A 14,543-nucleotide genomic window follows, 5' to 3' on the forward strand; every position below is an offset into this window, starting at 1 on the left:
TATCGGGAAATTCTGGGGTTTACGATCCGGGAAAGGTTAAATACCCTGATTCACGATATTGTAAGAAACAGTGAAGAGAAAGCAGATATCATTATGTCATCTCATATTGAAGAGGCAATGCAGGGACTCAGGTCCTTTATGTTTAGGCAGGTTTACCGCAATCCAAAAGCAAAGGGTGAAGAAGCAAGAGCCAGGAATATGCTGCAGGAATTATATCGTTATTATTCCCGGCATCTGGAGATGCTGCCAGGCGAATACCAGGAGCTGATTGAAAAAAGAAATGAAAGAGAAGAACGGGTTGTGTGTGATTACATAGCTGGTATGACAGACCAGTATTCTATAAATAAATTTTCGGAACTTTTTATTCCGAAGTCCTGGCAGGTGTAAGGAGAATTGAAATGTTTTATTCAGATGACACAATAGAAGAAATAAGATTAAAAAATGATATCGTTGATGTAATTTCAGGATATGTAAAGCTGCAGAGAAAAGGGAGTTCTTATTTTGGACTCTGTCCGTTTCACAATGAAAAATCCCCATCCTTTTCGGTAAGTCCGGGAAAACAGATGTATTACTGCTTTGGATGCGGGGCGGGAGGAAATGTTTTCACCTTTGTTATGGAATATGAGAATTATTCCTTTCCGGAGGCCGTAAAATTTCTGGCTGACCGTGTAGGGGTAGATCTGCCGGAACAGGAATATAACGAAGAGATGAAAAAGCAGCAGGATTTAAAAAGCCGTATTCTGGATTTAAATAAAATGGCGGCTAATTATTTTTATTTCCAGCTTCGCCAGGAAAACGGCAGGCTGGCGATGGAATATTTAAAAGGCAGAGAATTAAGTGATGAGACAATTAAGGGCTTTGGCCTTGGTTATGCCAATAAGTATAGTGATGATTTATATCTCTATTTGAAAAAGAAAGGTATTTCGGACGAGCTGTTAAGCCAGTCGGGACTGATGAATGTGGATGAAAAAAACGGCATGTATGATAAGTTCTGGAACCGTGTGATTTTTCCGATTATGGATGTAAATGGCAGAGTGATTGGATTTGGCGGACGTGTAATGGGGGATGGCAAACCCAAATACTTAAATTCCCCGGAGACAAAGGTATTTGATAAGAGCCGTAATCTGTATGGACTGAATATTGCCAGAACCTCAAGAAAGAAAAATCTTCTTGTATGTGAAGGATATATGGATGTAATATCTCTGCATCAGGCAGGTTATAAAAATGCGGTAGCGTCTTTGGGAACGGCACTTACGACACAGCATGCCAGTCTTCTGAAGCGGTATACAGAAGAGGTTGTGCTCACCTATGACAGTGATGAGGCGGGCATGAAAGCGGCTCTTCGGGCAATTCCCATATTAAAGGCTGCCGGACTTTCTGCAAAAGTACTGGATATGAAGCCTTATAAGGACCCGGATGAATTTATCAAAGCCCTTGGGGCAGAAGCGTTCCAGGACAGAATCGACCACGCCGTTAACAGTTTCTTTTTTGAAATTGATGTGCTTCAGAAGAGTTATCAGATGGATGACCCGGAAAGCAAAACGGAATTTTACAATCAGGTCGCAAAAAGACTGCTGGAGTTTGAGCAGGAACTGGAGCGGGAAAATTATATAGAGGCCGTAGCAGCCAGATATCATGTGGGATTTGAAAATCTCAGAAAACTGGTGAACCGTATGGCGATGAAGAATATTTCCGCACCGGAAGTAAAACAGAGGCCGAAAAACAGAAATACAGAAAAAGAAGACGGGATGTTAAAATCCCAGAAACTGCTTCTGACCTGGCTGATAGAAAATCCCGGTTTGTTTGCCCAGATCAAACCGTATGTGGGACCGGACGATTTTACCACGGAACTGTATCATACCGTTGCAGCCATGCTTTTTGAACAGTATGAAAGCGGTGCCTTAAATCCCGCAAAAATCATTAACCATTTTACAGATCCGGAGCAGCAGAGGGAAACAGCTGCGCTCTTTAATACCAGTATCCGCGTTGAGACAAAAGAAGAGATGAACAAAGCACTGAAAGAGACAATCGCAAGAGTGATGAATAACAGCATCGAGTATAAGACCACACATTTAGATCCTACGGATATTGTTGGTCTTCAGCAGATTATCCAGGCAAAGCGAAGACTTCAGGATATCGAAAAAGTGCATATTTCCCTGGATTGAGGAAAGAATAGTAATCAGTACAGCAATGGTTAGTGAGCCTGGAATCTCGATGGAAGCTATGAAAGGAAGGATGCAGGATGGAAGAACAAGTACTAGACTTTACGGAAAAATTAAAAGCTTTATTAGCATACGCCAGAAAAAAGAAAAATGTGTTAGAATATGTAGAGGTACAGGATTTTTTCAAAGGCACCGATCTTACAGAAGAACAGTGTGAAAAAATTCTGGATTTCCTGGATAATAACGGAGTAGACGTATTGCGTATCACGGATGATGATGAAGAAGAGCCGTTAATCTTAGATGATGAAGATGAGATCAACCCGGAAGAAATAGACCTGTCCGTTCCGGAAGGTGTGGGAACAGATGACCCGGTCCGTATGTACCTGAAAGAAATCGGAAAAGTACCGTTACTTACTACAGAAGATGAAATCCAGCTTGCCATCCGCAAAGAGGAAGGCGATGAAGCGGCGAAGCATCAGCTGGCGGAGGCAAACCTGCGTCTTGTAGTGAGCATTGCAAAGCGTTATGCCGGAAGAGGAATGGCGCTGCTGGACTTGATACAGGAAGGCAATCTTGGACTGATCAAAGCAGTGGATAAGTTTGATTACAGTAAAGGTTATAAATTCAGCACCTATGCTACCTGGTGGATTCGTCAGGCAATTACCAGAGCGATTGCAGACCAGGCAAGAACCATCCGTATTCCCGTACACATGGTAGAGACAATCAACAAGGTAATCCGTACATCCCGGCAGCTTGTTCAGGATCTGGGCAGGGAACCCAAGCCGGAGGAAATCGGGGAAGTTATGAATATGTCTCCGGAACGGGTACGAGAGATTTTAAAAGTGTCCCAGGAACCGGTTTCACTGGAAACACCGGTGGGAGAAGAAGATGACAGCCATCTGGGAGATTTTATCCAGGATGACCATGTGGCAGTTCCGGCTGAAGCTGCTGCTTACACCTTGCTTCGGGAGCAGCTGGTAGAAGTTCTGGATACCCTGACCGACCGGGAACAAAAGGTATTGTCTTTACGTTTTGGGCTGGTGGACGGAAGAGCAAGAACCCTGGAAGAAGTGGGAAAAGAATTTAATGTTACAAGAGAGCGTATTCGGCAGATTGAAGCAAAAGCGCTGCGTAAACTGCGCCACCCAAGCCGCAGCCGCAAGCTAAAGGACTATTTGGATTAAGAAAGGAAGTTATCATATGCAGTTATCAAAAAGACTGCTTGCAGTCTCTGAAATGGTAACTTCCAATAGCCGCCTGGCGGATATTGGAACGGACCATGGATACATACCAATTTACCTGATTGAAAATAAAAGAGTGCCCCGTGCAATAGCTATGGATGTAAATAAAGGCCCCTTAAACCGTGCCAAGGAAAATATTGAGCATCATGGGCTTGAGAATTATATAGAAACCAGGCTGTCAGACGGAGCAGCTGCACTGCACAGTGGGGAAGTGGATGCTGTGGTAATCGCCGGCATGGGCGGAGGCCTGGTAATGAAAATACTGACGGAAGGATCCGGGGTATTGAAAAGTGTGAAGGAGCTCATTCTGCAGCCACAGTCTGAGCTCGCTTTTGTGCGCCGCTTTTTACAGGATAATAACTACGCTGTTGTGGAAGAAAATATGGTTCTGGATGAAGGAAAATATTATCCCATGATGAAAGTGGTTCATGGAAAGATGGATTACAAAAGGGAAATTGATTTTAAATATGGCAGGCTTTTACTAGAGCAGAAAAATAAGTGCTTAAAATCTTTCCTGGAAAAAGAGGAACAGACATATGGGAAAGTGTTGGAAACTCTTCGGGAAAATGACAGCGATAACGCAAAACAGCGTATTGCAGAAGTGGAACATGAACTGAAATGTATTCGTACAGCAAGGGGGAATTACGCATGACAGGAACAGAATTGATTCAAAAATTAGAGGAAAGATATCCGGCTTCTTATGCAGCACACTGGGACAACCCGGGTCTGCAGGTTGGAAGAAGAGAAAAAGAAATCAAGAAAGTATTCGTGGCATTAGATGCTACGGATGAAGTAATTGAAGCAGCAATAGATCAGAAAGCAGATATGCTGATTACCCATCATCCGCTGCTGATGTCCGGTATGAAAAAAATAAATACGGACGATTTTATGGGACGCAAAGTTATCCGGCTGATACAGAATGATATATCCTGCTTTGCTATGCATACGAATTATGATGTGCTGATGATGGCAGGTCTCAGTGCAGATTATTTAAAACTGCAGGATTCGGCAGTTCTGGAGGTGACTTACCGGGGATATGAAGGCAGTACAGTCCGGGAAGAGGGATTTGGCAGAGTTGGCGATTTACCAAAAGAAATGACCTTAAGAGAAGCGGGAGAGCTGGTAAAACAGGCATTTGGACTTGACACAGTAAAAATATTCGGAGAATTGGATCAGTGTGTCCGCCGGGCAGCAATATCTCCGGGATCAGGGAAAAGCATGATTACTCCTGCAGTATCATCGGGCGCACAGGTACTGGTCACAGGAGATATCGGACACCATGAAGGACTGGATGCGGTATCCCAGGGACTATCCATTATCGATGCCGGACATTACGGACTGGAACATATATTCATAAAACAGACAGCAGATTATCTGAAGCAGACCTTCCCGGGGCTGGAAGTGGAGCAGGAGCTTCTGAAAAACCCTTTTTATGTTCTTACATGATTGAAGGATAGATGCCCTTATGATAAGATAATATAGAAATACGGAGAAAAACAGGTTTATGTGACAGAAAGAAGGAGAAGAGTTTTATGGATGGTTATGGATTTTTGTTGGATTTGGCGCTCATCCTTTTGAGCACAAAAGTGTTGGGACTGATTACCAGAAGGTATCATATGCCGCAGGTAGTAGGTGCACTGCTTGCAGGACTGATTATGGGGCCTGCGATGCTGGGCATTTTGAAAGAAACTGATTTTATTCAGGCAACGGCTGAGCTTGGTGTTATTGTACTGATGTTCTGTGCAGGAATGGAAACGGATATAGAGGAATTAAAGCGCAGTGGGAAAGCCAGTTTCGTAATAGCAGTATTAGGCGTTATCGTGCCTCTTGCCGGCGGACTTGTTGTGGGATATTTCTTTAACAGGCCCGGAGTAATTGAGTCAGATGCAAATGCATCCCTGCTGCTGCAGAATATATTTATTGGTATTATCCTGACCGCTACCTCAGTGAGTATAACCGTAGAGACATTGAAAGAAATGGGGAAATTAAAGACCCGTTCCGGAAATGCGATTCTGGGGGCAGCAATCATTGATGACATCCTTGGTATTATAGCATTAACAATCGTGACCAGCATGGCGGATACCTCCGTCAATGTAGTCTATGTGTTATTAAAGATTGTGGCATTTTTTATTGTAGCGCTGATCGCGGGTTACCTGTTTTATCTGTTTTATAAAAAGTGGAGCGATCAAACGGAAAGAGGACTGCAGAGACATGCAATTGCGGCGTTTGTATTCTGTCTCGTGATGTCTTACGTTGCCGAACATTTCTTTGGAGTTGCGGACATCACAGGGGCATTTATTGCCGGTCTGATCATGTCCAGGACGAAACGGGCACAATATGTGGAAACACGGTTTAACACCTTGTCGTATCTGATGCTTTCACCGATCTTTTTTGCCAGCATCGGCATAAAGGTGGAACTTCCCGCTATGACAGGAGAGATCATAGCATTTTCCGTGATACTGGTCATTGTGGCAATTTTGACCAAAATCGTCGGGTGCGGACTAGGGGCAAAGGTCTGCCACTACAAGAATTATCAATGTGCCAGGATTGGCGTGGGCATGATCTCAAGAGGTGAGGTTGCACTGATCGTAGCCAATAAAGGATCAAAGCTTGGGCTGCTTGGAAGCAATTTTCTGGGACCCATTGTAGTAGTGGTGGTTATTACAACGATTATCACTCCGATTTTATTAAAAATTATATTTAAAAAAGGACCTGGACCGGAATTGCCCTTAAGGGATTCTGCATTGGTTGATTCATTCGATAAAGTAATTTAATTTGATAATATAACATATAATACATATACAGGGTATTTATACCAGTACAGCGTTACGACTGGAACTGTGACAGAAAGGGGCAGGGGATAATATGGCTGAACAAATGGCAACAGTGGAGTCCAGAGGAGAAAAGAAGCAGTATCCTTGCGGAACCAGTTATTACAAAATAGCAAAAGATTTTCAACATCATTATGAACAGGATATCCTGCTCGTCATGGCAAATGGAAGACTTCGGGAACTTCACAGGGAATTAGAAGAGGATTGCCAGCTTACATTTTTGACGGCAGAGGATAAGATCGGTTTTGACGCATATCGCAGAAGTATGGTGCTTTTGCTCTTAAAGGCTATCTACCATATGGGAGGACATGCGAATATCAAAAAGGTCTGTGCTCACTATTCGGTAAGTGAAGGCTATTATTTTACAGTAGACGGAAAATTAAAAATCGACAGAGATTTCCTGGAACACGTGAAAGATTATATGGTAAAGCGGGTAGAAGAAGATATACCCATTACGAAAAGAAATGTGAGTATAACGGATGCCAAGCGCCTGTTCCGGCACTATGGGATGATCGATAAGGAAAAATTATTTAAATACCGTACCGTTTCAACGGTAAATCTCTATGATCTGGATGAATTCGAAGATTATTTCTACGGTTATATGGTATACAGTACGGGGTACTTAAAATATTTCGACATGCATCTCTATGACGAAGGCTTTGTGTTACAGTTTCCCACACGCAGCCATCCAAGGGTTGTACCGGAATTTCTTCCTGAAACAAAGATCTTCCATGTGCAGAAAGAATCCCTGAAATGGGGAAAAATGCTGGATATTTCCACCGTGGGAGATTTAAATGAGCGGATTGTCAATGGCGAGATCAACGAACTGATTCTGATTCAGGAAGCCCTCCAGGAGAAAAAAATGGGCGAAATGGCGGAACAGATACTAAATAACCCCAGCAAACGCCTGGTGATGATCGCCGGTCCGTCTTCTTCCGGGAAAACTACATTTTCCCACAGGCTGTCTATTCAGCTGTCGGCACATGGTTTAAAGCCTCATCCCATAGCGGTGGACGATTATTTTGTGGACCGGGATAAGACTCCGGTGGACGCAGAAGGTAAACACAATTTCGAATGCCTGGAAGCCATCGATGTGAAGCAGTTTAATCAGGATATGACAGCCTTGCTTGCGGGAGAGCGGGTAGAGCTGCCCTATTACAATTTCAAAACCGGCAAACGGGAATACAAAGGAAATTATAAACAGCTGGGAGAAAATGATATCCTGGTATTGGAAGGAATTCACTGTCTGAATGATAAATTGTCCCACAGCCTTCCAAGAGAAAGTAAATTCAAGATTTATATCAGTGCATTAACCCAGCTTAATATTGATGAACATAACCGGATTCCCACAACAGACGGAAGGCTGCTGCGCCGTATGATCAGAGATGCAAGGACCAGAGGAACCAGTGCTAAGGGAACCATTAATATGTGGCCATCTGTACGAAGAGGGGAAGAAAAATACATTTTTCCATTCCAGGAAGAGGCAGATGTGATGTTTAATTCAGCCCTGATCTATGAACTGGCTGCGCTGAAGCAATATGCAGAGCCGCTGTTATTCAGTATCGACCAGGATGAGCCGGAGTTTCTGGAAGCCAAAAGGCTGTTAAAGTTTTTGGATTATTTTGTAGGGATGCCCAGTGAGAATATTCCACATAATTCTATTCTGAGGGAATTTGTGGGCGGCAGCTGCTTCAATGTGTAAGCCTGCATTGACAAAAATAAAAAGAGATGGTAGAATACCAAAAGTAAGTAGAATAAATGGTCGCGGCTGGCAGACCGAAAGGTGCCAGACGAGGAAAGTCCGGGCTTCACAGGGCAGGGATGCCGGATAACGTCCGGTGGAGGCAACTCTAAGGATAGTGCAACAGAAATGAACCGCCAGTTTTACTGGTAAGGGTGGAAGGGCAGTGTAAGAGACTACCGCCTTTCTGGTAACAGAAGGGGCATATGTAAACCCCATCCGAAGCAAGACCGAACGAAAGCATATGGCGGCCCGTCAGCTTTAGGTAGGTCGCTGGAGCCTTTTGGCGACAAAAGGCCTAGATAGATGACCATTCACGACATAACCCGGCTTATCGTTCTGCTTATATGAAAACATATTTTAGATTGAAATGATTTGGACATAAAACAACCGCAGGCATTTAGATGTCTGCGGTTGTTTTGTGTAACAGGTGTCGGAGCGTGTTTTATACAGGTTTTAACGTCCGGCATATTTCTCTTCACAATATTTACAGCGGTAAACTTCTTTTTCCGGATCGGTTAATACGAAAACCTGATCCAGGCCCTGCTCAATGGAAGTAATGCAGCGGGGATTTTTGCATTTAATTACGTTTGTAATTTTTTCGGGAAGGGAAAGTGCTTTTTTGCTTACAATCGTTCCGTCTTTGATAATATTAATCGTAATGTTATGATCTATAAAACCAAGGATGTCCAGATCCAGTAAATCGATGGGACATTCTACCTTGATAATATCTTTCTTGCCCATTTTATTGCTGCGGGCGTTTTTGATAATCGCAACACAGCAGTCCAGTTTGTCCAGTCTCAGATAGTGATAGATAGACATGCTTTTTCCAGCTTCTATGTGATCCAGAACAAAGCCTTCACTTAATTGTCCGACGTTTAACATACTTCTACCTCCAATAATGTAAGAATTAATGCCATTCTGACATATACACCATATTGTACCTGTTTAAAATAGGCAGCTCTTGGGTCATCATCCACTTCTACTGAAATTTCATTTACTCTTGGAAGAGGGTGTAATACCAGCATATCCTCTTTGGCAAGTTCCATTTTCTGCTTGTCCAGAATATAGAAATCTTTCATACGCACATAGTCCTCTTCGTTGAAGAAACGTTCGCCCTGCACTCTGGTCATGTAGAGCAGGTCTAATTCCGGAAGGGCTTCCTCCAGGCGGACTACTTCTTTGTATTCCATATGATTTTGTTCCAGAACGTCTTCCCGGATATAGTCGGGCACACGCAGTTCATCCGGAGAAATGAGTACAAATCGGATACCGGTGTAGCGTACCAGTGCATGGATCAGGGAGTGGACGGTTCTGCCGAACTTTAAGTCTCCGCATAATCCAATGGTTAAATTGCCAAGGCGTCCTTTTAAGGAACGGATGGTTAACAGATCGGTAAGGGTCTGGGTAGGATGCTGGTGACCGCCGTCTCCGGCGTTGATAACCGGAATGGAAGACTTCATAGAGGCAACCATAGGAGCCCCTTCTTTGGGATGTCTCATAGCGCAGATATCTGCGTAGCAGGAGACCATACGGATCGTATCGGCAACGCTTTCCCCTTTGGAAGCTGAGCTGGATGCGGCCGAAGAAAAACCAAGTACGTTACCGCCCAGATTCATCATAGCTGCTTCAAAGCTTAATCTGGTTCGGGTACTTGGTTCATAAAATAAAGTTGCCAGTTTTTTTCCTTCACATGCATGGGCATATTTCATTGGATTGGCTTCAATATCGTTTGCTAAATTTAAAATAGTATTTAATTCCTCCACGCTAAAATCTAAAGGACTCATTAAGTGTTTCATCGTTTTCTCCTTTCGCGCAATGAATATTTGCTTTTAATATCATATAATATATGGTATTGAATTTCAAGTTCTTTTTTTATGGATGGGTATGCCTGGTAAAAGTGTTCTGCAGATATGGGAAGTGTGTTGAAGAACCGGAGGGGGCAGGGGAAAATTCTTTTGCAATTATAAGGCGTATGAGATATAATAGAGACAAAATTTATGAACAGCCGGAAGAATTTTACAATGGAATTCTGCCTGTATTTTGTTTGGTTAGGAACAGGCGGCGAAGGAGGTTATATGAAGTTTGTTGAGAAAAAAAGAATACTGTTTTTTGGACTGCCATGGACATTTACGAAATATACCATTACAAATGAATACATTACTGTGAATTCAGGGCTGTTGAATCACGAGGAGAATGATGCGTATATGTATAAGATTGTAGATGTGCGTCTGGATACCAGCCTGCTGGAGCGGATGTTTGGACTTGGTACCGTACACTGTTATGGCGGGGATGTAACGAATCCCACCCTGGCACTGGTACATATTAAAAATGCAAAACAGATTAAAAATTTTATTCTGGAAGCCTCGGAAGACCAGCGGATCAAACGCAGAACATTGAATACGATGGATGTGGCAGGAAGTTTTGACGGGGCACAGGCAAATGCGGACTGTGATTGTGGCTAAGGCGTGTTAGGAATTGCATTCTGACAGCTGTACGTTTCGGATTGTGTAGATTTGCAAAAAGGCTGTTACATCGTTTGCATGCAACAGCCTTTATCGTTTTAAGATTTTTTCATAGAGAAGCCCTGTGATAAACCACAAGGGAGCGTAGTCCAGTCTGATAACTCCTTTCACATTTAATTTTGCCTTACTGTAATCCCATGGGCACATACCGCGTTTTTTCAGGAATGCACCGGTTAAAAATTCGGTACTAAATATTGCCATGGTGTAGATGAATCCTCGGAAAACAGCGCTTCTTTTATTTATGCGCTTGTAAATAGGACCGATAAAAGCTGCACAGCCATAAATAGGGAACATCCAGATAGAGGATTTTCCGGTTAATTTGAGTTCTCTGCGCCGGAAGGACAGAAAGCCGGTCCAGAGGATTTCCAGACACCAGCCGCAGATGCCGCATTTAATAAAATTATTCTTCATAGTGGAGAGTATGTACCGAGTAAGTCAAAATTATTCATATTTTTTATAAAAAGGAACGGATTTTTGACTGTCCATTGGGGGTTCAGCAGCCCTGGCAGTCGCCAATTGGACGCGCCAGCGTATTCGTTTGGTACGTTGCTCGCGGGAATAAAGGGCTACATATAGAACAGGATGCCTGAGCGTGACAGCATTGGCGTCCGCATGTAAGGTACAAAGGGTAGAAGGATGAATAAAAAGCAAGTGACAGCTACAGATGTAGCAAATGCAGCGGGAGTATCCCAGGCTGCCGTTTCAATGATTTTGAACAAGAAATACAATGTATCGTTTTCCAGAGAGACCATTGAAAAGGTGGAAGAGGCGGCACGGACCTTAGGCTATTCCATGGAAAAGAAAGCAGCCAGACAGCAGACCGGAATGAAAGGCACGATATTTGTAATCTGCCCCAATTTAAACAATCCTTATTATGGGATGCTGATTGACGGAGTGGAACAGGCGGCACTAAAAAACCGCTTTGATATATTTGTCTGTCAGACAAACCGGAATCTGATCACGGAAGAAAAGTATCTGAAACGGCTTGAGAAGCTTAGTCCATCCGGTATCATCTATACCTGTATGCCGGCTTTTCCGGAGATGGTGAACCGCATTGCTAAAAAGATACCGGTGGTCTTTATCGGTGAAAAAAATAATGAATTATTAGTTGATTCCATCGAACTGGACAGCCGTAAACCGGGAAGTATGATAGCCAGATATCTGCTGGAGCTGGGACACCGGAGGGTTGGATACATATCTACCAGAGTCAGTGACAAGCAGCCAGCCAGACAGAGGCGCAGAGAAGGATTTACAGAAGAGTTTGAGAATGCAGGCAAAGACTGCCGGGTATTTATAAAGGAACCTGTTGAAGAACAGGGCATCACCGCCCTGCAGAACATGGATATGGAGTTTCAGACGGGATACCGGCTGGCTCTTGAGCTAATCAGAGAAGTACCGGATATTACAGCAATTGTGGGGCTGAATGATATGATCGCGCTGGGCATCCGGGATGCACTTTTACAGGAGAAGTATCGGATTCCCAAAGAGATATCGGTGGTTGGCTGCGACAATATACTGGCATCCGGGATGCGGGGCATTGATTTGACTACGGTGGATCACTATGCCGGAAAAAAGGGTGAGGATGCCTGTAAACTTCTGATGGAGAAAATGGAGCGCCGGAAGCGGGAGAAATCTGAAAAATATGAAATCACAGATCATGTGGTTCACAGAGTGGAATATGAACCACGCCTAATCATTCGCGGAACCTCTTCTTATGCTGTTTATAATTCAAATTATAAATAATAACAACTATTTATAATTTGAATCCGCTTTTGACAAACCAGAAAAAGTCGGGTACAGTATAACGAATAAGCAGTACCGGTAAAGCATTGTACGCAAAGCAGTACTGGTATCTTAAAATATCGGAAAGAAGGAGTCCATTATGAAGATAAAAGACTGGCAGGAATATTTAAACAGAGAAATCCCATGCAGCTGTAGTAAAAAACACCGCTGCGATATTGATGAAATATTGATTGAGGCAGGTGCAATTAAGAAACTTCCGGATATCTTATCCCGCTATGATTACAAAAATATCTGTGTGGTTTCGGATATTCATACGGAGGAGGTTGCAGGCAGGACAGTCTGCGCTTTGTTGGAGGAAAATGGATATCATTACGAAAAGGTAGTGTTTCCGGATGAGGAATTAATACCGGATGAACGAATCTTAGGCAGCCTATTGGTTGATTTACCCCAGGGTTGTGATTTGATTTTGGCTGTGGGATCGGGAACCATCAATGATTTGTGCAAATTTATCAGTTTTAAATTAAGCATCGATTATTTTATCCTGGCAACGGCACCTTCTATGGACGGATTTGCTTCTAATGTGGCTCCGCTGATTGTAAAAAATCTAAAGACAACCTATGAAGTGGGAAAACCCAAAGTGATCATTGGAGATCTGGATATTCTAAAAGAGGCACCGATTTCTATGATCGCAGCAGGGGCAGGCGATATCCTGGGCAAGTATGTATGTCTGACTGACTGGAAACTCGCTCATCTTATCACCGGAGAGTATTACTGTGCATATGTGGAATCCCTCATTCGCAGTTCCATTGAAGCGGTAGTTTCCGCAATACCAAAAGTCAGAGAGCGGGATGAAGAAGCAATCGGTTCCATTATGGAAGGGCTGGTTTTATCCGGTATCGCCATGAGTTATGTAGGAAATTCCCGCCCTGCTTCCGGAAGTGAGCACCACTTATCCCATTATTGGGAAATGATGTCATTATTCGGAGGCAGCCATGGGGCACTGCATGGCACAAAAGTGGGGATCGGTACGGTTTTGGGATTAAGAATGTATGAAAAACTGGGTGAAAAGCTGGACACCCTTAAGGAAAAGAAAGTTTCTTTGCATCAGGCAGCGTGGGAACAACAAATTATGGAGGCATATAAACAGGCAGCACCGCAGGTGATCCTGTTAGAACACCAGGTACATAAAAATGCAGACGATGCCGTTCACAGCCGGATAGAAGCATTTGGCAAGCACAGAGAAGAAATCCGAAAAATGATTGCTGCTTTACCAAAATCAGATGCTATCGCAAATATGCTAAAAGAAATGGATGCGCCCAGCCAGCCGTCGCACATCGGAGTGGATCAAATCACTTTGAAAAACAGTGTCTTATATGCAAAAGAACTGCGTAACCGCTTTGGTTTACTGCAATTCTTATTTGATACCGGGGAACTGGAAGAAATGTCAGAATCAGCGGTGAGGGAATTTCCATGTCAGAATTAAGTAAGAAAAAATTGTTTCTGTTCGATATCGATGGCACTTTATCCGTAGGCGATACACTGTTTGACGGCTCCAGGGAACTACTGGAATACATTGAAAAGATTGGCGGAAGAGCTTATTATATTACCAATAATTCAACGAAAAGCAACGGAGATTATGTTGAAAAGTTTGCCAGGTGGAATCTCACTACAGAAGAAGAGCAGTTTGTCACATCCGGATATATGGCAATCCGTTATTTAAAAGAAAATTTCCGGGATCAGAAAATATTTGTTCTGGGCACAAAATCATACCTTACAGAACTGCGAAAGCAGGGTATCGTAGTTACGGAGGAAGTGGAAGATGACGTGACATGCGTTTTAGCGGCATATGACAGTGAGCTGAATTATCAGAAGCTGGAAAAAGCCTGTGAGCTGCTTTATCGAAAGGAAGTGGCTTACCTTGCCACCAATCCCGACCTGTGCTGTCCGGCACCCTTTGGATTTATCCCGGACTGCGGCGCTATCTGCAATATGCTGGAAGCAGCAGTCTACCGCAAACCCAGATATCTTGGGAAACCCAGCAGGGAAGTCGTGGAACTGTGCTTGAAACGATCTGGTTTTTCCAGAGAAGAAACCCTGGTGGTAGGGGACCGGCTGTATACGGATATTGCCTGTGGAATAGAGGGCAAAGCCCAGACCTGTCTGCTGCTCACCGGTGAAGCGAAGCGGGAAGATCTCCAGGATACCATCTATCCGCCGGATTATTGTTTCGGGACGGTAAGGGAATTGCTGGAATATATAGAATCTTAATGCTAGAGCGTGTTTTAAAATTCATTCCTGCC

General features: G+C 43.5%; 13 protein-coding genes, 1 other RNA gene and 1 pseudogene. 12 read left to right on the forward strand and 3 right to left on the reverse strand.

Annotated features, from left to right (window positions below; genetic code table 11):
* From ACH2DQ_RS08785 to rnpB, 8 genes and pseudogenes are all read left to right on the forward strand, one after another.
* Positions 1-387: pseudogene (locus tag ACH2DQ_RS08785) on the forward strand (deoxyguanosinetriphosphate triphosphohydrolase); the annotation flags it as partial.
* 11 nt (positions 388-398) lie between these two features.
* On the forward strand, positions 399-2,165 hold the full coding sequence (gene dnaG, locus ACH2DQ_RS08790) for a DNA primase (RefSeq protein ID WP_394915649.1): 1,767 nt from the start codon (positions 399-401) through the stop codon (positions 2,163-2,165).
* Positions 2,166-2,242: 77 nt separating this feature from the next.
* Positions 2,243-3,346: an RNA polymerase sigma factor RpoD gene (gene rpoD / locus ACH2DQ_RS08795; RefSeq protein WP_394915650.1), complete on the forward strand. Its 1,104-nt coding sequence runs from the start codon at positions 2,243-2,245 to the stop codon at positions 3,344-3,346.
* 16 nt (positions 3,347-3,362) lie between these two features.
* On the forward strand, positions 3,363-4,055 hold the full coding sequence (locus tag ACH2DQ_RS08800) for a tRNA (adenine(22)-N(1))-methyltransferase (RefSeq protein WP_394915651.1): 693 nt from the start codon (positions 3,363-3,365) through the stop codon (positions 4,053-4,055).
* A complete protein-coding gene (locus ACH2DQ_RS08805) occupies positions 4,052-4,849 on the forward strand; it encodes a Nif3-like dinuclear metal center hexameric protein (protein ID WP_394915652.1) in 798 nt (265 codons plus the stop codon). The genes ACH2DQ_RS08800 and ACH2DQ_RS08805 overlap by 4 nt, the downstream gene beginning before the upstream one ends.
* A gap of 86 nt (positions 4,850-4,935) precedes the next feature.
* The gene (locus tag ACH2DQ_RS08810) at positions 4,936-6,177 is read left to right on the forward strand and encodes a cation:proton antiporter (RefSeq protein ID WP_394915653.1); all 1,242 of its coding nucleotides are present in this window, start codon (positions 4,936-4,938) and stop codon (positions 6,175-6,177) included.
* Positions 6,178-6,268: 91 nt separating this feature from the next.
* Positions 6,269-7,936: a nucleoside kinase gene (locus tag ACH2DQ_RS08815; protein WP_394915654.1), complete on the forward strand. Its 1,668-nt coding sequence runs from the start codon at positions 6,269-6,271 to the stop codon at positions 7,934-7,936.
* A gap of 44 nt (positions 7,937-7,980) precedes the next feature.
* Positions 7,981-8,325, forward strand: an RNA gene (rnpB, locus tag ACH2DQ_RS08820) — RNase P RNA component class A.
* 106 nt (positions 8,326-8,431) lie between these two features.
* On the opposite strand, the gene ACH2DQ_RS08825 is transcribed toward rnpB, so the two are convergent.
* Both ACH2DQ_RS08825 and pyrB read right to left on the reverse strand, forming a co-directional pair.
* The gene (locus ACH2DQ_RS08825; RefSeq protein WP_394915655.1) at positions 8,432-8,860 is read right to left on the reverse strand and encodes an aspartate carbamoyltransferase regulatory subunit; all 429 of its coding nucleotides are present in this window, start codon (positions 8,858-8,860) and stop codon (positions 8,432-8,434) included.
* Complete coding sequence (gene pyrB / locus ACH2DQ_RS08830) at positions 8,854-9,774, reverse strand: aspartate carbamoyltransferase (RefSeq protein WP_394915656.1); 921 nt, start codon at positions 9,772-9,774, stop codon at positions 8,854-8,856. Before pyrB ends, ACH2DQ_RS08825 begins: the two co-directional genes overlap by 7 nt.
* Positions 9,775-10,053: 279 nt before the next feature.
* Between pyrB and ACH2DQ_RS08835 the strand changes: the two genes are divergently transcribed.
* Positions 10,054-10,440 carry a PH domain-containing protein gene (locus tag ACH2DQ_RS08835; RefSeq protein WP_394915657.1) on the forward strand — a complete coding sequence of 129 codons (387 nt, stop codon included), beginning with the start codon at positions 10,054-10,056 and terminating at the stop codon, positions 10,438-10,440.
* A 90-nt stretch (positions 10,441-10,530) separates the two neighbouring features.
* Here the strand turns inward: ACH2DQ_RS08835 and ACH2DQ_RS08840 are convergent, their stop codons facing one another.
* Positions 10,531-10,911, reverse strand: a complete 381-nt coding sequence (locus ACH2DQ_RS08840) for a hypothetical protein (protein WP_394915658.1) — start codon at positions 10,909-10,911, stop codon at positions 10,531-10,533.
* Positions 10,912-11,136: 225 nt separating this feature from the next.
* Here ACH2DQ_RS08840 and ACH2DQ_RS08845 point away from each other — a divergent pair, with 225 nt between their 5' ends.
* The 3 genes from ACH2DQ_RS08845 (at position 11,137) to ACH2DQ_RS08855 (ending at position 14,511) form a co-directional block, all read left to right on the forward strand.
* Positions 11,137-12,243 (forward strand): LacI family DNA-binding transcriptional regulator, encoded by a 1,107-nt coding sequence (locus ACH2DQ_RS08845; RefSeq protein WP_394915659.1) that lies wholly within the window; start codon positions 11,137-11,139, stop codon positions 12,241-12,243.
* 139 nt (positions 12,244-12,382) lie between these two features.
* Complete coding sequence (locus tag ACH2DQ_RS08850) at positions 12,383-13,726, forward strand: sn-glycerol-1-phosphate dehydrogenase (RefSeq protein ID WP_394915660.1); 1,344 nt, start codon at positions 12,383-12,385, stop codon at positions 13,724-13,726.
* Entirely contained in the window at positions 13,714-14,511 is a 798-nt protein-coding gene (locus ACH2DQ_RS08855; protein ID WP_394915661.1) for an HAD-IIA family hydrolase, read from the forward strand. Before ACH2DQ_RS08850 ends, ACH2DQ_RS08855 begins: the two co-directional genes overlap by 13 nt.
* Positions 14,512-14,543: the final 32 nt, after the last annotated feature.

Source organism: Robinsoniella sp. (genome assembly GCF_034124845.1).